The organism is Spirosoma radiotolerans (assembly GCF_000974425.1).
GTDB classification, from domain to species: Bacteria; Bacteroidota; Bacteroidia; order Cytophagales; family Spirosomataceae; genus Spirosoma; species Spirosoma radiotolerans.
Genome location: NZ_CP010429.1, coordinates 1,398,054 through 1,417,740, shown reverse-complemented (window position 1 = coordinate 1,417,740; position 19,687 = coordinate 1,398,054). Strand labels below are relative to the sequence as shown.

Here is a 19,687-nt window from a genome sequence, read left to right as displayed (position 1 = left end):
CAGTTTGGGTAGTAGACAACGGTGGGGGCATGATTAAGGTAGGAATTCAAGTATCAAAACTTGGCATTGGCCGTCACATTCGCAATAGAGTTGAACAAAGTTTTTCGTGGAGGTGGTATATTTATGTCCGTTTCGACTTACCGATTTATACCTTATTCATTTTCAGATGCCTGCCCGTGTATTAAAAGTTCATCCTGCCGATAACGTCATTGTTGCGTTGCGTAATCTGGACGCCGGAGAACGAATTGAGTTTGATCATACAACCTACGACTTACCTTATGCCGTTGGCGCCAAGCACAAATTTGTAACCGAAGATCGGCAGCCCGGCGATCCAATTACCATGTATGGCGTGTTAGTTGGCAAAGCTACCCAGGCCATTCGCCGGGGCGAGCCCATCACGACGTTCAACCTGAAACATGACGCCGACCCATACGGCCTTGATAAAAAGCAACCTTATGCCTGGCAGCCACCCAACATTTCGGCCTGGGCGGACCGGACGTTTATGGGGTATCACCGGGCCGATGGCAGCGTCGGGACGCGCAACTATTGGCTGGTTGTGCCCCTGGTGTTCTGCGAAAACCGTAACGTTCTCATTCTGAAAGATGCCTTTGAGCGCGAGTTGGGCTATGCACAACCCGAAACGTACCGGACGCAGGTGCATGAATTACTGAGCCTGTACAAAGCCGGCGAAATGGATATTGCCAAAAAAATGCAGCCTTTCGTCGACGAATCCCAGATTCGCACCATTAACCACCATCCAGACCGGCCTTTCAAACACATCGATGGTATCAAATTTTTGACCCACGAAATGGGTTGTGGTGGCACCCGGCAGGATTCCGGCTATTTGTGTTCGTTATTGGCCGGGTTCATTAACAATCCCAATGTGGCCGGGGCAACAGTGCTTAGCCTGGGTTGTCAGCATTTGCAGGTCGATATGATTTCGGCCGAGATCAAGCGGCAGAATCCGAAGTTTAACAAACCCCTGCTTTTGTTTGAGCAACAGGCGGGTACCGAATATGCGCTGATGTCGCAGGCTGTAAAAGAAACGTTTCTTGGCCTGGTAGAAGTCAATAAACTCGAACGGCAACCCGCCCCGCTCAGCGCCTTGACCGTTGGGTTAAAATGTGGTGGTTCCGACGGCTTTTCCGGCATTTCGGCCAATCCAGCCCTTGGACAATTGTCGGATATTCTGGTGACTCTGGGCGGCAAAACGGTTCTGGCTGAATTTCCAGAGCTCAACGGAGTGGAACAGGAATTGATTAACCGCACCGATGATTCTGCCAAAGCGCAAAAATTCATTACGCTGATGGGCGATTACTCGGCGCAGGCCGAAGCCGCCGGATCGGGCTTTGATATGAACCCCTCGCCGGGTAATATCAAAGACGGCCTCATCACGGATGCCATTAAATCGGCAGGGGCGGCAAAAAAAGGAGGCACCGCACCCGTTGCGGATGTGCTGGACTATGCCGAACCTGCCACAACACCCGGCCTTAATTTACTCTGCACACCGGGCAACGACGTTGAGGCAACAACGGGTATGGCCGGGTCAGGCACCAATGTTATTGTCTTTACAACCGGGCTTGGCACACCGACGGGCAACCCCGTTTGCCCCGTCGTGAAGGTTTCGACCAACACCATTCTCAAAAACCGGATGCCCGATGTGATCGACTTCGACAGCGGTCCCATCATCGATGGCGAACAAAGCATCGAACAAAATGCCCACGCCATGCTGGAGTACATTATCCGGTTGGCATCGGGTGAGGAAATTACCCAGGCCGAACGGCTTGGTCAGGATGATTTCATTCCCTGGAAACGGGGCGTTTCACTATAAATAGGTGAAAGGGCGAATGAGTGAATGAGCGAAAGCCTGATGGCTGTTGCGCGCTCATTCACTCATTCGCTCTTTCACTCATTCACTCTTTTGCTATGTTTTCACTCAAAAATAAAACGGCGCTTGTTACAGGCGGAGCCAGTGGTATTGGGCTGGCAATTTCTCAGGCGTTTGCCCAGGCTGGCGCCAGTGTTCATATTCTGGAAATCAACGGCGATCTGGCCCAACAGGTCGCCAATGACATCACAGCAACCGGCGGTCAGGCGCAGGCGCATACAATTGATGTATCGAACCAGGCGCAGGTAGTTGAACTGATCGGGACAATTGCCCAACAATCGCCCATTCACATTCTGGTCAATAACGCGGGTGTCGCCCACATTGGCAAAGCCGATACGACGGAGGAGGCTGACTTCGACCGGATTTTCCGCATCAACATCAAGGGCGTTTACAATTGCCTGTATGCCACGATTCCTCACTTGAAAGCCAATGGCGGTGGAGTAATTCTGAATATGGCGTCGGTAGCGGCCTCGGTCGGTATTCCTGATCGGTTCGCTTATTCGATGAGCAAAGGGGCCGTGCTGACCATGACATTGTCGGTGGCTAAGGATTATCTAAATGATAATATCCGCTGTAACTGCATTTCGCCCGCGCGGGTCCACACGCCGTTTGTGGATGGTTTTCTGGCAAAAACCTATCCGGGTCAGGAAGCCGAAATGTTTGAGAAACTATCGAAAACCCAGCCCATTGGCCGGATGGCCGAACCCAAGGAAGTTGGCGCATTAGCCCTGTATCTATGCTCCGATGAAGCTGGTTTTACCACCGGCTGCGATTATCCACTGGATGGAGGATTTATTCGGCTGAATAATTAATACGAGTCCAGTTTACTTTTTTGCGGATAGGCCAGGTTTTAGCCAGAATGGTTAAACTTGCGGCTTAATCTGCTTTCCGTTCAAAGAATCCTCTCTCCTGCATGAAACTCTTCCGCTTCGGCTCGCCCGATCACGAACATCCTGGTGTTGTATTACCCACCGGCCAGCATATTGACGTCACCCACTTTGGCGAAGATTATGACGAATCGTTCTTTGCCACCAACGGCCCCGAACGGCTCACCCACTGGCTTTCGGCGCACGCTCCTACTTGCCCTGAAGTGTCGGCCGGCGAACGCTTCGGTCCTTGTGTCAAGCGCCCGTCAAAAATCGTTTGCGTTGGGCTGAACTACGCTAAACATGCAGCAGAAACAAACGCGCCTAGTCCGGCAGAACCTATTTTGTTCTTTAAGTCAACAACAGCGCTTTGCGGACCCAATGACAATGTGGTGATCCCGAAACGGTCCGAAAAAACGGACTGGGAAGTGGAACTGGCCATCATTATTGGCAAACGCGCCAGCTGTGTCGAGCTGGATGATGCGATGGACTACATCGCGGGCTATGCCCTGCACAACGACTACAGCGAACGGGCCTGGCAACTGGAACGGGGCGGCCAATGGGTGAAAGGCAAAAGCGCCGATACCTTCGCGCCCCTGGGGCCTTACCTGGTGACGAAAGAGGACGTACCGAATCCAAACGCGCTGAATCTGTGGCTCAAAATCAATGGAGAAGAGTTGCAGAACTCCAATACGGATGACATGATTTTCAACGTGCCCACGCTGGTCAGTTATATCAGCCAGTTTATGACGCTGCTACCCGGTGATGTTATTTCGACGGGCACACCAGCGGGCGTTGGCCTGGGGCTAAACCCCCAACGCTACCTGAAACCCGGCGATGTGGTTGAGTTAGGGATCGAAGGGCTGGGTGAGCAGAAACAAACAGCCGTTTCTTTTAATTAGGAGTGAAGCATTAAAAAGAAGAATAACTAACCGGCCGTTTTACGCTTCATTTTTAATTCTCCACGCTTCACTCAACAAGTATGACAATCGATGCTCACCAACATTTCTGGCATTTTGATCCGGTGCGGGATAGCTGGATTACGGATGACATGGCTTCCCTTCGGCGGGATTTTCTGCCTGCCGACCTGGAGCCGATTCTGGCTCAAAATGGCATAGACGGCTGTGTGGCTGTTCAGGCGTCGCAATCGGAGGACGAAACGATCTTTCTGGTTCGGATGGCGCAAGCTTACGACATCATTAAGGGTGTAGTTGGCTGGGTCGATTTGCAATCAGCGCAGCTGCCCGAACGCTTACAGGACTTGTCGCAATACAAAGAGATCAAAGGATTTCGGCACGTAGCCCAGGCCGAACCGGATGATTTTCTGACGCGGCCAGCGGTGGTTGAAGGTATTCGCCAGCTTGCCAGTTTTGGCCTGACCTACGACATTCTGATCTACCCAACGCAACTGAAGGCCGCGCTGCATCTGGTGCGATCGGTTCCCAACGTCTCTTTTGTGGTCGACCATTTGGCAAAGCCTTATATCAAGAAACAAGAGATTAGCCGCTGGTCTAATTTTATGGCGGAGATTGCCAAAAACAAACACGTTTCCTGCAAACTCTCGGGCATGGTTACCGAAGGTGACTGGCAGAACTGGAGCAAAAAAGATTTCTTCCCGTATATGGATGTCATCTTCGAGACCTTTGGCCCCGACCGGATTATGTTCGGTTCCGATTGGCCCGTGTGTTTAGTGGCCGCCAATTATACACAAGTTAAAACGCTGGTAGACGAATACGTCAGTAACTGGGGTGAAGAGGTACGGGCAAAAGTTTTCGGCGCGAATGCGGTATCTTTTTACAAATTGACACCATGAAGGGTTGTTACACAGAGACACGTAGGGAGTAAAGGAAATTCAAAGAGGGACAATAAACAATCTCTGTGCATCTCCTTTACTCTCTGTGTAACAACCTTTTCCAATCTCTAATTTATGAATTGTTTCGTTGGCGTTGATGTCGGCACTACCAATATCAAGGCACTGGCTATGCCATCAGACCTAAGCGAGATTCTGGCCCATGCCTCTGCCCCACTTACAACCCTCAGCCCCGAACACGGCTATGCCGAACAGGACCCCGCCGAGATTTGGAGTGCCTTCATTCAGGTCATTACCGAAGTAACCAAAGAACTAACGCAGGGCGGCCATGCCATTACACACGTCGCCTTCTGCACAGCTATGCACAGTTTGCTACCCATGGATGCGGATGGGTCGCCACTAGGCAATGCCATTCTCTGGTCCGACAACCGGGCCGAAGCCCAGGCCACTACCTTACGGAGCACCCAGGCCGATCTCGGAAAAGCGATTTACGCCGAAACGGGGACGCCCCTTCACCCCATGATTCCGCTTTGTAAATTAGCCTGGATGCGCGAAAATGACCCACGGTTATTGCGTCGGACAGCCCATTTCGGGTCCATCAAAGAGTTTTTATGGCATAAATTGACAGGACAATTCGAAGTCGATTTTTCGATAGCTACCGCCACGGGACTTTTCAATGAGAGTAAGCGTGAATGGAGCGAACTGGCCATGAAATTTGCCGGTGTTCGGGCCGATCAGTTATCGACGCCCGTCCCCACAACCCACCAGCGACCTTACCAGCCCCGCCCCGAAACGACCGATACGGGCTTGCCAGCGGACGTTTCGCTGCTCATTGGCGCGTCGGACGGGTGCCTGGCGAACCTCGGTGCGGGCGCCATTAAAAAGGGAACGGCTACCCTCACCATTGGTACCAGTGGGGCCATTCGCCAGACCGTCCGGAAGCCACTTCGCGATCCCGAAGTACGCCTGTTCTGCTACTATCTCGACGAAGGGTATTACGTGGTTGGCGGGCCTACTAACAACGGTGGCAACGTGCTCGAATGGGTAACCGAAAAACTTACTCAGCAGGATACCGAGGCCGTTCTGGCCGAAGCAGCAACGGTGCCTCCCGGCTCTGATGGCCTGTTATTTCTTCCCTACCTTCAGGGCGAACGGGCACCTCTGTGGGACGCTTCGGTTCGGGGTGCTTACCTACACGTAGACTGGCTGCATACGCGGGCTCATTTTGTTCGGGCAGCCCTGGAAGGGGTCTTATTTAACCTTCTCAGCATAAATGAGTTGTTGACCAGCCATACCGGCCCCGCCCGGGTTATCCACGCCAATGGCGGCTTTGCTCAATCGGATTTGTGGGTGCAAATGCTGGCTGATATGGCCGGTATTCCGGTTCGGCTCAACGCCAGTAATGAAAGTGGTTCCATGGGCGCTATTCTGCTCACGATGAAAGCAACCGGCGTGGTAAAAACACTGGATGAAGCTGCCGAGCGCGTGGCTTTTGGCCATACGTTCCAACCCGATCTAGACCGGCACACGACCTACCGAAAAGCTTTTGCTAAGTGGGAGGAAGCCCTCAAAAAGCTATAGTCCATCAGGTGGCGCGGTAAAGAGCATACTCTCTTCGCCATTAGCTCCTAAGCTGATCATACGATCAAAGCGAAGGCCTACTTTTTCGAGCAGGCGAATCGAATACTCATTGGCGGGCAGCGTGATGCCAACGATATGCGTTATTCCCAATACCTCCCGTGCGTAATTCATGACAGCCGTGGCGGCTTCGAATCCGTAACCTTTACCGGCGTAGTCGGGCAGAAAAGCAAACCCAATGTCAGGGTCATTCAGTGTATCGCGCTTAAACAAACCACACAGACCGACAGGCACCCCATTGGTCTTTAGTTTTACCTGGTATGGCCCGAAACCATGCTGCTCATAGCTTCTCAGGGCACCTCCTACAATATAATTTTCTGCATCAGCTAGCGTTCGCACCCTCCGATCACCAATAAACCGAATCCACGAAGGCATATTGAGCAGTTCCAAAATAAATGGAGCATCATCAATAGAAAATTTATCAAGTAGTAACCGCTCCGTCTCAATCATAGTAACCCTCAAGTCATAACAAGAACATATAAGAGACTAGCCCCACTATACATTTACTCTTTATATCTACGAATGCACATATAGTAAATACAGGAAACACACATATAAAAATCAGGCTTTAAGATCAAAAAACAAAAAACTGACTAAAGAGAAAGTATAGAGTCTAATAAATAAACCATTCCGTGTATCAGTCGATTAGCAAACGAATCAGTCCCGTTCTACCATCGGTCTTGGCGCACAGAGCTACCCATAAATATGATCACCAAAATAAAAGTTCTACTAGCCATTCGCCAGGGGCAAATTGGCGGAGGAGAAAGTCATGTGCTCAATTTGGTACATTTTTTAGACAAGGAGCAATTCGAACCCATAGTTCTGTCGTTTACACCCGGCCCGATGGTTGACAGGCTTAGAGAAAGCGGGATAGTCACCTACGTGATCGACAGCAAAAGCCCGGTCAATTTCCAGATGTGGAAACAGGTAAAAGCGTTGTTGCAAAAAGAGAAAATCGACCTGGTACATGCCCATGGCACTCGGGCAAACATGAACATTATCTGGGCAGCCAAACAGTGTAAAATTCCCGTTATCTACACCGTACACGGATGGTCATTTCATTCGGATCAGTCATTTCTGGTACAAACGGCCCGGATCATAGCCGAACGCAAGTTGACCCGCTGGTCTCACTTAACCATCACCGTATCGGATTCGAACCACAAGACGGGCCAGCAACTGATCAAAGGCTTTCAGTCGAGGGTAATTTTTAATGGAATCGATATGACGCGATTTCGTCGGGATCAACCGTTCAACGATATTCGGACGCCCTACAACATACCCGCCAACCATACCGTGGTTGTTTTTATAGCCCGCATGACGTTGCAGAAAGATCCAATTACGATGATTCAGGCGTTCAAGTACGTAGCCGATCGTTATCCGGACATGACGCTACTGATGATTGGCCAGGGTGATCTGGATCAGGCTGTTTCGGATGCTATTGCACAAAATGGGCTTCAAAAACGTGTAGTCCGCGATGATTTCCGACTGGATGTCGCCGATGTACTCAATGCCAGTGATATTTATTGTCTGCCCTCTCACTGGGAAGGCCAGCCCATCGGATTAATTGAAGCCATGGCCATGGGAAAAGCGGTCATTGCTACGCATGTAGATGGATCAAAGGAGTTAGTGCAGGACGGCGTCAATGGGCTTTTGATCGACCCGCAACAACCAAAGCAATTAGCCAGCGCTATAGAACGGCTCCACACGGATCGTAAACTGCATAAAAGACTAGCCGAACAGGCCTATCACCTGAGCCGGGAGCGCTATGATGCCGCCTTCATGGCCGACTATATTGAAGATGCCTACAGAACAACACTATCCGAAACCAAACCCGGCTATTCACGACCATCTCTGTCCCAGACCAGTCCGTTGAAAAAAAAGGATATTTCCCGTTTAGAAACGCAGGAGAGAGCTTTTTGACCGAATCATAGTTGCCGAAACAACGGTGATGGGCTATAGCATAACCTGTTTAAGTTAACCAAAACGACAGTTACCCTTCTGATCAAAAGAGTTATCTTTCCATCCTCAGGAACTAACTTGCTTGAATGAAATCACTAGGGTTATGGCTGTCACTAGGCCTCATTATGTTTTTGAACGTTGGCGCGTTGGTTCGGGCTACAGCGGCCCCGACCGACGAGCCAACAGGCGTTACGTTTTTTAAAGGGTCCTGGAAAGAAGCGCTGGCCGAAGCTAAACGCCAGAACAAACCCATCTTTCTGGATGTCTTTACAAGTTGGTGCCCACCCTGCAAACGCATGGCAAAGGAGGCCTTTCCCAATGCCAAAGTAGGCGCCAAATTCAATGTGCATTTTATAAACTATCAGTTGGATGCCGAAAAGGGGGAAGGCATCGCCATTGCGAAACAATACGCGGTTGCCAGCTACCCAACGGCGTTGTATCTAACGCCAGACGGCGGTCTCATTCACCGGTCGGTAGGCTATGGTGGGGTGAATGCGATGATTGATCAGGCTGATCTCGTCTTAGCCATCCCTCAGCTGAAAATAACCCTCGCCAAAGGAGATAAAGACTTCGCCAATGGCAAACGAGATCCAGACTTCCTGAAACGATACCTGAAAGCCCGGCAAGCGCTCCACCGGCCCACGGCTGATGTGCTGGATGCTTACCTGGACGCCCTGCCGGAATCCGAACGCACAACACCCGAAACCCTATCGTTCGTCGCCGATGCGCTTCAATCATCCGACACAAAGGCGTTTAGCTACCTGATCAAAAACCGACCCTCCCTGTCAACATCCGACCTCACGAAGCAAAGCCTGGCCAGGGCGATCCTAGCGACAACCTACCGTGTTCTGAATAACGAGTTTCAGCAAGCCTGCGCCACCAATGATGAAGCTCTGCTGGAAAAGGTCATTACCAACAGTGAGCGAAATACAGCGTCGGCAAACCCATTCCTTGTACGACAGGATGCCCAAAAACAGGAAGCCGCAAACGACTACCGACTCAGATTCTATAGACAGACCAAAAACTTTGTAAAATATCGGGCAATCGCAGGGCCCATAGCGCAGAATCAACTGATGAGCCAGTCAATCGATACGTTGCAGAGACTCGACTCAATAACCGCTATTCGGATGAAGAGTGCACTGGTTTTCCTGCCCGACTCGCTCAAAAAGATCATACCGATCGCACCGGACAACAAGCCAATGACCAACAGACTTATATCGTGGAAAGTAGCGTATTCGCTTCACGAAATTGCCAGTACGTATTTGGTGATGGGCGCATCCCCCACTGACTGGAATCCGGCCCTAACGTGGGCCGAACGAGCCATCGCTTTGTATCGCACGCCGGAATACGTAACTACCTACGCTGATCTGCTCAAAAAACTCGGTCGGACGGAAGACGCCCTCAACGTACAGAAATAAAGCCAGCGAATTGTTTGTTATACCAGCATACACAGTCAAACTTGTGGCCAGGTTTCGGGCGTAAGACCTGAACAAAACCGCTTAAAACACTCTCAAAGGTCATGAACAACCATTCATTCACCCGTTTCTTCGAGAAGTTCGCTTCCAAAGCCACACAGGCCACAGGCTCCTCCACTGCTTTCCTGCTGGCCCTGGTAACGATTGTTATCTGGGTTGTCACAGGGCCTATTTTTGGTTATTCGGACACATGGCAACTCGTGATCAATACGGGTACGACCATCATCACGTTTCTGATGGTTTTCCTGATTCAGAAATCGCAGAATAAAGATTCCCTGGCGATGCAGATCAAACTCAACGAACTCATTGCAGTAAATACCAAAGCCAGCAATCGCCTGTTGAATGTTGAAGATCTGACGGAAGCCGAACTCCATGCACTTCACCAGTTTTTCGGAAAACTGGCCGCAAGGGCAAAAACGGAAGCGAATTTATTCGAGTCGCACTCGGTCGAAGAAGCAGAAGACATCCACGAAGACAAAATAGAAGCCCTGAAACAAAGGCAGGCTGCCCGCCGTAAAGTGCGGCCCGGCCGGCAACCAGCTTCGGCACATACCCAACAGCAAGCCGGACAACCACGACCCGGCCGAAAAAAGACAGATGGCAAGCACCCGTAGACTGGTAGTTTACCCCTTTCTAAAACAATTTTAACCTCTTTGGCTTTATTATTGTTTTAGTAAGAGAACTACTATTTACCTTACGCAAAAAGCAGGCCTCCGCTATAGCATCGTTAACAGGGCGTTGGCACCCCTCTTTTGCTAGTCTTAACGCATGAATCAGCCCGTTGCTGCTCAATCCACACCGTTAGTACCCACTGAAGAAACGTTACTTCGACGTTCATACGACCAGTTGCAAACCGCCCTAAGCATCGGTATGATTGCTACCTGGTTCTGGGACATCGGCACCGATAAAGTATCCGGTGATTTGAATCTTCTGCGTCTGTTTGGTGTCAATGAACATGACAACGTTGACGGCCTTCCGTTGCGTGCGTTCACAACGTTGATTCACCCGGAGGATCAACAACGTGTGACGAGCCTCATTAACGAAGCTATTCGTTCGGGCAATACTTACGAAGCCGAGTATCGCATCAGCCTCCAGGGCCAGACAAAATGGGTACTTGCCCGTGGCCGTGGCAGTTATTCCACTGATAATCAGCCCATTACTTTATCAGGCGTACTGGTTGATGTTACGGATAGAAAGCAGATTGAGCTACACTCTCAGATCGTTGAAACCAGTTTCCGCTTATCACTTGATGCCGCCCGAATGGGCACCTGGGAGTACCGGCCACTGACTGACGAGTTAATCTGGTCTGATCGGACCAAAGAATTATTCGGTCTCCCGGCATCAGCCTCTGTTGACTACCGTGTTTTTTTGCAGGGAATCCATCCCGACGACCGGGAGGCAACCAACCGGGCCATTCAGGCCGTTCTTCAACCGGATAGTTCGGGGCGCTTTGATTATGAGTATCGTACAATCGGTATAAACGACGGCCAGCTGCGCTGGATTCGGACCAATGGGCAGACGTTCCTTAATGACCAGGGCGTTGTTTATCAGTTCGTCGGTACGGTCATCGACATTACTGCCGACAAAGAAGCCGAAACCCTTCTGAAACAACGCGTTGACGAACAAACGCACACACTAGAGCAACAGGCCCATCAGTTACGCACCACGCTGGATGCCTCGATCAACAGCATCATTGCCATGACCGCCCTGCGTGACGAGACCCATACGATCGTTGATTTTATGATGGATACCGCCAACGCAGCGGTCATAAAAAGCAATTTTATGGCACCCGATCAAATCATTAATCGAAAATTGCTCACGGTCTTTCCCGGCAATAAGGAAAATGGTTTTTTTGATCTGTATGTGCGGGTTGTCGAAACGGGCGAGCCAGAACAAAGCAGCCAGTACTATCGCGATGAGTTTGGTCTTGAAGGATGGTTCGAAGTGTCGGCAGTTAAACAGGACGCTGATGGTGTGGTCGTAACCTACAACAACATTACCGAACGGAAGCAGGCCGAATTAGCCGCCAAACAACAGGAGAAGGAGCTCGAGGAAGCCAACGAAGAGCTTCATCGCTCCAATGAAAGTCTCCAGCAGTTTGCCCATATCGCGTCGCACGACCTGCAGGAGCCCCTCCGACGCATTCAGGCGTTCAGCGACATTCTGCAAAACCAGTTTATGGATAGCCTGTCTGATGGCGAGCGTGATATGGTCCGGCGGATTCAAAAATCGGCCCAGCGAATGCAACTGCTCATTAAAGACTTGCTGTTGTACTCTCAGCTTAGTACGCAACGAGACTCCTTTACGGTTATTTCGCTTACCGATGTGCTGCAGGATGTCACAACCGATCTGGAAATGACCATTGCCGAGAAGCACGCCACTGTCGATTTCTCCTCGCTCCCCAGCGTCTACGGCAATGTATCGCGGCTGCGCCAGCTTTTCCAAAATTTGATTACCAATGCGCTCAAGTTTGGCCGGTCCGATGTACTGCCGCTCATCCAGATTCGTTCTCGTCCGGCAGCCCCCGATGAGCTTCCTCCACGACTAGCCGATCAGGCCGAACAGCCGTTCTGGCTGATTACGGTCGCCGACAATGGCATTGGGTTCGATGAGCGCTACAAAGACCGCATTTTCACGCCATTCCAGCGGCTGCACAATCCGGCGACCTACAGCGGTACCGGTATTGGCCTGGCTATTTGCCAGCGGGTAGCCGAAAGTCATGGAGGGGCCATTGACGTAAGCAGTCAGGACGGGCTGGGCTCAACGTTTAAAGTCTTCCTGCCAGTTATTGTTGGTTAACGTACGGAATGGATAGTCAGCAGGTGTTGGGATGACAAAAGCGAACACTTACCACTCACGTCAATTAAACAACCCGGCTCAATACCGCTGCCCTGTTCGCCAGAAAAATGGATTGATAGACGCTGAATGTTTCGTCAGCCGCAGCCACCACGGCATCGGCGTAGGGGGTACCCTGTTGAGTCAGGAAAGCGCCGAACTTCTTCCAATTGTTCCCTAAAGCCGAACCATACCCCTGGTAAAATCGCCCCTGAGCCACTAAGGGTTTGATCGCTTCATTTTGCTGCAACATTCGTCCGATTACCGATCCGCCCAGCATAGAGCCTTCGCCTACGTAAGCAGCGCCCAACAACGAAACGGGCGACCAGTCTGCAAAAAGTTCGGGCATCGGTACGGGCAGTGCTTGCGGGAGGTGGGCCAGATCGGCCAGCAGCCAGGGTGTTTTCCGACGAACTTCCGGTTCGTAATCGCGAAAAAATTCTTCATTACGATCAATGGCGCTTTCCAGCGCCTGATGAAAAACCAGATGAGTTTGTAAGAGGTGGCTGTATTCGGCAACTGAGAGCGTCCCATTTTTCAGCGCTTTTGTATAAAAAAGTTGCTCAGTCTGCTCATGCAAGGGCCGGGTTTCCTGCCTCAGTCGCTCCAGTAAATTCGTCATTTATAATCGGTTCGAGTATTATTTCCCAGCCAAAAATCACACAGTTTTTCGAGCACGTCGCCCGTTTCCTGGTAGCTTCCGGGTTTCACAACATACGCATTGATACCCGCGTCGTACGCTGATTTAATATCATTTGGGTTGTCGGATGTGCTAAACGCAACGATAGGTATGTGGCGCGTTCGTTCGAGTGCCCGCGCTTGTTCAACGACGTCAAACCCACTGACCCCATCCAGGTTTAGGTCCATCAATACGAGTTTGGGTAAAACAGTCCTCTGCTGCTCATACCGCCCTTTGCCCGTCAAATACTCAATGGCTTCTGATCCACTGCTGATAACGGTGTAGGTGATGGGCCGGTTTAGTTTCCGTATCAGACGGCTGAATATATCCGCGTCGTTCGGATTATCTTCAACATACAGTACATCCACCATGAGCTGTTATTTAGTAGGGTTGACTGGAAACGAAACAAAAAACGTAGTGCCTTGGTTTGGCTCGCTGTGAAACCAGACCTTCCCCTGATGCCGGTTGATGATCCGCTTGACAATAGCCAGCCCGACCCCGGAACCTTCGAAGGTACGGGCATTTTCCAGCCGTTTGAACAAGTCAAACATTTTACCCGCCTGCTTCATATCGAAGCCAATCCCGTTGTCTTCAATAGAATAAATGACTTCGCTGTCGGTTTGCGTACCCTTTATCTGCACCCATCCTTCGACAGCCAGTTGCGTGTATTTAGCCGCGTTGCTAATCAGATTGGTAAACAATTGCAAAGCCATCGTCGGGTCAGCCATGATCGGGGGCGTATCGCCGATGTCGATGCGTAGCGAACGATCTTTCGACGTGACCAGAATTTCCTCCCGGATACCATTCAGCAACTGCCGCATATCGATCGGTTGCGTATCCAGTTCGGAACGGCCCATTCGTGAGTAAAACAGAATGTGGCGAATCAGTCGGCGCATCCGATCGGTGGAATCGATGACTTTCTGAAACAGCGCCTGTGCATCGGGCGAAAAATCTTCGCCATATTCTTCGAGCAGGATTTCGGCATAGCACCGGATAGACGACAAGGGCGTACGCAAATCGTGCGATACGGTATAGCTGAAGGCATCCAATTCTTCGTAAGCCACTTGCAGCCGCTGATTGAGCAGGCGAATTTCATTGGCCTGCCGGGTTACGATCTGCAAAATATCTTCCCGTAGCTTCACCACAACAGACAGTTCCGCTTCGCTCCACGGTTCAGACGTGTTACGTACAATTTCAGTCCAGGCAGCAAAGCTTTTACGCGGGCTAAGTCGGCGTTGCCCCTCCTCATTGACGGTAACGGGCTTGTCGGGGTTGCCAGCCCAGGTAACCTGCTCAACGCGCTCGGGCTTGAACCAGAACAGGTATTCGTTCAATTCGCGCGACAGCACAATGCTCAACAGCCCGGCTCCTACGGCGCGGAACGCTTCGGCAGGTGGATACAGCACTGGCAGTTGGTTGGTTTGCAGAAATGATTCGGTGCCGGTTGTGCCCATCCAGTCGGCCAAGGCCCGAATTTGTTTATCGTCGGGCGTTTTGCCGAGCTGATGTATTTTGTTGTTGAAGATGAGTGCCGCTCCGGTAGCCCCCGTAATATCCAGGGCCGTTATGGGCAGTTTGGTGAGTGCCCGTACCACATCATCGTTAAGAAGCAACTGTTGGTGCAACTCCCGGCCTGTTTGCTGATATTGCTGCAGGTTCGTCAGGTCTTCTTTATCTTTCCGAAACTCCAGGGCCGCCGATAGCAGTTGGCTAACAAACTTGGCGGCCTGCCGGGCCTGGTAATCCACAAAATGTGGCGTGCGGTTATGGCACGAAATGAGCCCCCATAGCTCGCCCCGATAGAGGAGCGACATACTCATGGATGCCTGCACACCCATGTTTTTGAGGTACTCAATATGTACCGGCGATACGGCCCGAAGGACCGAATGCGTTAAGTCGAGCGGCTGGCTGGCGGGCCAGCCAGGCTTGGACAGAATAGGCGACGGCACGCTGCCTGCATCGGCAATTAGCCGGACTAGATTGACTTTATACAACTCTCTGGCCTGCTTCGGAATATCCGACGCCGGGTAATGCAATCCCAGGAAAGGCTCCAGATCGTCTTCCTTTTCTTCAGCGACAACCTGCCCATGCCAGTCATCTCCGAATTGGTAGACCATGACACGGTCGAAACCGATAATCGTTTTAACCCGACGAGCGGTATTCTGAAGCAATTCATCCAGCGTACGACTGGATTGTACTTCTGTGAGTGCCTGCGAAATCAACTGCTGGTTGATTAGCTGGTTCTGATCGTTACCTATCGGCTCCCACTCCAGTATAACGAGTCCTTTATGCTGGTGAACAATCAGGTTCCAGACTTTCCCGTTCAGGATTAAGCGGTGTGGATTCATGGTTTCCCACGAATCATTTCGCTGGCCTACGTTCAGAATTTCAGTTAGGGTGCTGATGGGTAGATGCGTACCAACCAATACCTTATCTATTGACTGGCCCAGCAGTTGGGCAGCGTCGGTACCAACCAGATCGACAATGTTGTCGCTGGCATGAACAACCGAGTAGGTATCGGGCTCAATAGCGATCAGGTAGCCGTAAGACTGAATATGACCAAGTATGTGGATTGGCTCCTGCTCGCAATTTATAAGATCAATCGTTGATGGAATCATTGAAGAACAGCCCGTTGCTATAGCACGTAATCGACAGGGCAGTCAAACGAAAACGCAGAATTGTTAACACTAAATTACACTATAATCATACGTGTTGTTTATAGGGCATAGCTATTCTACCCATTTATATCAGATAGTGTCTAAATAAAAACGATACAACTCGTAAATGTTTATCCAGAAACGCATTTATTTAACTAAATACGCAAAGTAGTTAAGGATGTATAGTTCCACCGACATAGAGGCTATGGGGCGAACAAAGATATAGTGAATGGCAACCGCGTTCCTAATCGCTTTGCGTCCATTGGATTTTATGGTAAACGAGCGCACTGATGTTAGCCAAAACCTATCTGCTTTTCTTCTTTCTGACGGTATCCGCTTCGGCGCAGAAACCAGTGCCGCCCAGTCTGCATGCAAACCCAACGGGCGAATTAGACGCCTACCGCCAGCAACTGGCATTACTTCGGCAGCAGCGTCCGAACCACCACGAACTCCCTAATCTAAACTTTTTTTTGTTCGGAATGGGCGATCGGCTTAAGCTGATTTACCGCAACGGGCGACTACTGAATGCCCTGACCGGCAATATTGAGGAGCAGTGGAAGGTGAAGCAGGAAATCATTGTCCCGCCAGCTTATCTGGTTCACCTGGTGCTGACCGACGGTCAAACGATTCAGATTCTGGAAGATGAAGCGGGCGTATGGCTTCTGCAGTCAAACAAGCGCCCCAAACTAATTCCCGGTACGCGCAGTCGGTTGAACCTACCGCTCTTCTCGACCAACCGGTTTGGTTCAGTGCTGCGGGTATTACATCAGGAAATTCTTATCAATGTCATTCATGGCCGGCCGGTGCCCAATTTTCTGGTTTATCAAAAACCCTCATACCGCGACGCTGCCCTGATGGCGATGGTGTTGCGACAGACCAATAACCTCTCCCTGATTCAGGACTGGATCATGGCCATCCGCGACCCGTTTGACCGGAACAACCACGGCACAGCAGAGGCTGATAATCCGGGCGAGGTGCTGTTTCTGGTTTCCCTGGTATCCGATAGAACGCACCCGGTGGTACAAATGGCGCTGGATTCAGTGAAGCGCTTTGAAAAAGAAGATTATATTATGGGCAAGTCCGATTATGCCGACCACCCTGTTTATCAGACCAAATGGCTCAAATACGGCCTCAAGTCGCTCAACTTACCCGACCCATATCATATTCCCAGACAGTACGACAGCTACTCGTCGTTGTTCTGGTGGGCCTACACGCATGAACATGTAGCGGGCAAGAAATTTGCCGAGAACTTAAACCAGAATTACCCGTGTCTGGTCTGGGCAGAAGACCACTTCTATACCGAGAAACACGGCATGGTCGGTACAATTGACTATCCGTTAAGCTGGGAACAGCAAGCCAGCGACGCCCACTACCCCGGCTTAACGGTGCTTGACAAGGACCTGATCAAGAAAAAAATTGCTTTCCCACACACCTGGCACGCAGCCGAACAGTTTTTACTCTTGATGGATCAGTAAGGCTGATTCGGCGCTTATTTACGTTAAATCAATAAAACTGGGGCTACCTAGATCCAGACAAATCATCCGTTTAGCGGGAACCGCCGATGGTGATGCCCGCTTTAACGCTGAAGTAGGAGTTATTAGCCGTTAACGTGAGCCGGCTGGCCGCGTTAGTGATGTTGGTATCGCTGATTAAGTTGTAGTTCGCTTCAACGTGTACAATCCCGTATTTAACGCCTATTCTACCTAGTCCACCAAAAGCTGTGGTCGCTGGTAACGGGTACGATACAACAGAGCTGGTGCCTGATAATTGGTAGGACTGCTGGCTGGATTGGGCATAGTAAAAACCTGCACCAAGGCCTACATAAGGCTTTAGACCTGTACTTGTATTGAGAACGTAATTTGCCGTTAAAGACGCGGACAGAATAGATTTTGCCTTCGTAGCCAGAGAGATGTTGTTGTCGAGAACCTCCGGACGCTGGATAAGGGCCTGCTCCAAGCGAACGCCAACTTCCAGATTTCTGGATAGCTCATATTGCGGCTCAAGGCTGTAGACAAACCCGGCCTTACTAAGATCGGCATTTGTATTGCCCGGTACATTGGCAGGGGCGGCATAGCCCCCGGCAATGCTCACTTTAAATGGTTTGGCAGGCTTAGTCGACTTAACGGGTGGTTTGGCTTTGGTCAGCGTGTCAGGTTGAGCGGTTTGAGCACTTGCGGCAAACGATACCAGTACGAACAAAAGAGCGAATAACTTACGCATAAGGAAATAAAATTGGGTACTTGTTAATTGGTTTTGCTACGAGTAGACTTCTTACGGCGCAAAGATGGCCATTTTATCCAGGAGCTGTTCTACGAGTCAACAGTTGCTTTCGCTGAGGTTTTTTATCGCGCCAGCGTTTTTTACGAGCAGCAGCCGCCTTTACCCTATACACGACTTCCCCTCGTTCTGTTGCAGTAACCGTTATTCATCCAAGAAAATAATACCCGTTTTGGTTATCCAGGCCCGTGTTGTCGATTCATATTTATCGATCTGATCGCCACCACCCTGCCGACGCGGATCGTTTTCCTGCTGCATCCACTGATCAAGCCGATTTCGTAATTGCCTAATTGTGGACGTATAAGCGGCTTCATTCACCCGATTGCGGATATTGTATGGATCATTCTTCAACACATAAAACTCTTCATCGGGGCGCTTGCCAAAACCCAGGGCAAACAGATTTTTCACAGGCCCTTCCCGCCGATGGTCCATCATGTACACTTTCGTAGGACCACCATCCACATCACCAAAAACAGATGGTGTATTCGGGATGGTTTCGTCACCGGCGGGCATACGGCTCGGGCGAAAATTACGGATGTAGAGATAGTCTTTGGTTCGTATCGCCCGCATCGGGTAGCCAGCGCCATAGTTGAATTCGGGGCGGCACAAACAATGGCGCTCCCGTTCCAGAAATACCTCAGTCCGGTGGCTCGTTTTCTGCCCGCTCAACACAGGAACTAAGCTCATACCATCCAGTTCGGGTCGTTGTTTCACGCCGGCCCAATCCAGAAACGTGGGCATTAAATCGATCAGGTTCACAAATGAATCGTTTCGCTTCGGCCGGAGATCTTTTTTCGAAAAAGAACTTACCAGCAACGGAACGCGCGTACCATAATCATACAGATTAGCCTTGGCATGAGGAAAGGGCATTCCGTTGTCAGAGGCCACCACAATAATTGTGTTTTCCAGCTGCCCTGAGCGTTCAAGCTTTTGAAGTAAATCGCCAATTTCCCTATCCAGGCGTTCTACCTCAGACAGGTAATCGGCCACATCGCCCCGGACGTCAGGTACATCCGGCAGAAACGCAGGCAACCGAATCTTCTGCGGATCAATACCCGACTTCTTACCCGCATCCAGATCAAACGGGCGGTGCGGATCATTGGTACCAAACCAGAAAAAGAACGGCTGATTAGCAGGAAGCTTATCGATAAACGCGTTGAACTCAGCCGTTTTTCCGGCTGGATTTTCCGTATATCCCATTTTACGAAAATCGCCGGGAGCCCACCCTTTTCGATCGAAGGCAACTGCATAGCCTTCTTTTTCCAGTAGTTGCACATAGGTCGGGACACGGTGGTCGAGTCGTCCGCACAGGTTAACGCCTTCACCGAGATTATGCGGGTAGCGACCCGTCAGGATGGCCGCCCGCGACGGTGTGCAGGACGGCGACGCACAATAAGCATTCGTAAAAACGGTGCCATGCTGCGCCAGTTTGGTCAGGTTAGGCGTCCGAATAGTCTGGTCGCCGTAAATGCTGGCATAAGGGTAACTCCAGTCGTCGGCCAGAATGAATAAAATGTTTGGGCGCTGGGCTTTCTGGTTTACCGAAAGTAGACTGGCCGCACCAAGTATTAGCGAACCAATGATCCATAGACTATATTTCATC

General features: G+C 50.7%; 16 protein-coding genes. 10 read left to right on the top strand and 6 right to left on the bottom strand.

The window, feature by feature from the left end; all coding sequences use genetic code 11:
• The first annotated feature begins 166 nt into the window (after window positions 1–166).
• The 5 genes from SD10_RS05480 (at window position 167) to SD10_RS05460 (ending at window position 6,145) form a co-directional block, all read left to right on the top strand.
• Window positions 167–1,831 (top strand): UxaA family hydrolase, encoded by a 1,665-nt coding sequence (locus tag SD10_RS05480; protein WP_046376041.1) that lies wholly within the window; start codon window positions 167–169, stop codon window positions 1,829–1,831.
• Between the two features lie 95 nt (window positions 1,832–1,926).
• Window positions 1,927–2,700, top strand: coding sequence for an SDR family NAD(P)-dependent oxidoreductase (locus SD10_RS05475; protein WP_046376040.1), 774 nt, complete (start codon window positions 1,927–1,929; stop codon window positions 2,698–2,700).
• 101 nt (window positions 2,701–2,801) lie between these two features.
• Complete coding sequence (locus SD10_RS05470; RefSeq protein WP_046376039.1) at window positions 2,802–3,656, top strand: fumarylacetoacetate hydrolase family protein; 855 nt, start codon at window positions 2,802–2,804, stop codon at window positions 3,654–3,656.
• Window positions 3,657–3,736: 80 nt separating this feature from the next.
• A complete protein-coding gene (locus SD10_RS05465) occupies window positions 3,737–4,567 on the top strand; it encodes an amidohydrolase family protein (protein ID WP_046376038.1) in 831 nt (276 codons plus the stop codon).
• A gap of 114 nt (window positions 4,568–4,681) precedes the next feature.
• Entirely contained in the window at window positions 4,682–6,145 is a 1,464-nt protein-coding gene (locus SD10_RS05460) for a gluconokinase (RefSeq protein WP_046376037.1), read from the top strand.
• On the opposite strand, the gene SD10_RS05455 is transcribed toward SD10_RS05460, so the two are convergent.
• Complete coding sequence (locus SD10_RS05455; RefSeq protein WP_046376036.1) at window positions 6,140–6,652, bottom strand: GNAT family N-acetyltransferase; 513 nt, start codon at window positions 6,650–6,652, stop codon at window positions 6,140–6,142. The two genes, SD10_RS05460 and SD10_RS05455, sit on opposite strands and share 6 nt — an antisense overlap.
• A 255-nt stretch (window positions 6,653–6,907) precedes the next feature.
• Between SD10_RS05455 and SD10_RS05450 the strand changes: the two genes are divergently transcribed.
• From SD10_RS05450 to SD10_RS05435, 4 genes are all read left to right on the top strand, one after another.
• Entirely contained in the window at window positions 6,908–8,122 is a 1,215-nt protein-coding gene (locus tag SD10_RS05450) for a glycosyltransferase family 4 protein (protein ID WP_052731082.1), read from the top strand.
• Window positions 8,123–8,286: 164 nt separating this feature from the next.
• Complete coding sequence (locus SD10_RS05445) at window positions 8,287–9,579, top strand: thioredoxin family protein (RefSeq protein ID WP_052731081.1); 1,293 nt, start codon at window positions 8,287–8,289, stop codon at window positions 9,577–9,579.
• Between the two features lie 101 nt (window positions 9,580–9,680).
• Window positions 9,681–10,250, top strand: a complete 570-nt coding sequence (locus SD10_RS05440) for a low affinity iron permease family protein (RefSeq protein ID WP_046376035.1) — start codon at window positions 9,681–9,683, stop codon at window positions 10,248–10,250.
• A 154-nt stretch (window positions 10,251–10,404) separates the two neighbouring features.
• Window positions 10,405–12,435: a PAS domain-containing sensor histidine kinase gene (locus tag SD10_RS05435; protein WP_046376034.1), complete on the top strand. Its 2,031-nt coding sequence runs from the start codon at window positions 10,405–10,407 to the stop codon at window positions 12,433–12,435.
• A 64-nt stretch (window positions 12,436–12,499) separates the two neighbouring features.
• Here the strand turns inward: SD10_RS05435 and SD10_RS05430 are convergent, their stop codons facing one another.
• From SD10_RS05430 to SD10_RS05420, 3 genes are read right to left on the bottom strand one after another with little or no spacing between them, the layout of a single operon-like run.
• A complete protein-coding gene (locus tag SD10_RS05430) occupies window positions 12,500–13,093 on the bottom strand; it encodes a biliverdin-producing heme oxygenase (RefSeq protein WP_046376033.1) in 594 nt (197 codons plus the stop codon).
• Entirely contained in the window at window positions 13,090–13,521 is a 432-nt protein-coding gene (locus SD10_RS05425; protein ID WP_046376032.1) for a response regulator, read from the bottom strand. The genes SD10_RS05430 and SD10_RS05425 overlap by 4 nt, the downstream gene beginning before the upstream one ends.
• Window positions 13,522–13,527: 6 nt before the next feature.
• The gene (locus SD10_RS05420) at window positions 13,528–15,768 is read right to left on the bottom strand and encodes an ATP-binding protein (protein WP_046376031.1); all 2,241 of its coding nucleotides are present in this window, start codon (window positions 15,766–15,768) and stop codon (window positions 13,528–13,530) included.
• Window positions 15,769–16,097: 329 nt separating this feature from the next.
• On the opposite strand from SD10_RS05420, the gene SD10_RS05415 reads away from it, so the two are divergent.
• Window positions 16,098–17,282 carry a hypothetical protein gene (locus SD10_RS05415; RefSeq protein WP_046376030.1) on the top strand — a complete coding sequence of 395 codons (1,185 nt, stop codon included), beginning with the start codon at window positions 16,098–16,100 and terminating at the stop codon, window positions 17,280–17,282.
• Window positions 17,283–17,352: 70 nt separating this feature from the next.
• On the opposite strand, the gene SD10_RS05410 is transcribed toward SD10_RS05415, so the two are convergent.
• Together SD10_RS05410 and SD10_RS05405 are read right to left on the bottom strand one after the other, a co-directional pair.
• Window positions 17,353–18,027 (bottom strand): porin family protein, encoded by a 675-nt coding sequence (locus tag SD10_RS05410; RefSeq protein WP_046376029.1) that lies wholly within the window; start codon window positions 18,025–18,027, stop codon window positions 17,353–17,355.
• 201 nt (window positions 18,028–18,228) lie between these two features.
• Window positions 18,229–19,686: a sulfatase family protein gene (locus SD10_RS05405; RefSeq protein ID WP_046376028.1), complete on the bottom strand. Its 1,458-nt coding sequence runs from the start codon at window positions 19,684–19,686 to the stop codon at window positions 18,229–18,231.
• Window position 19,687 lies beyond the last annotated feature (1 nt).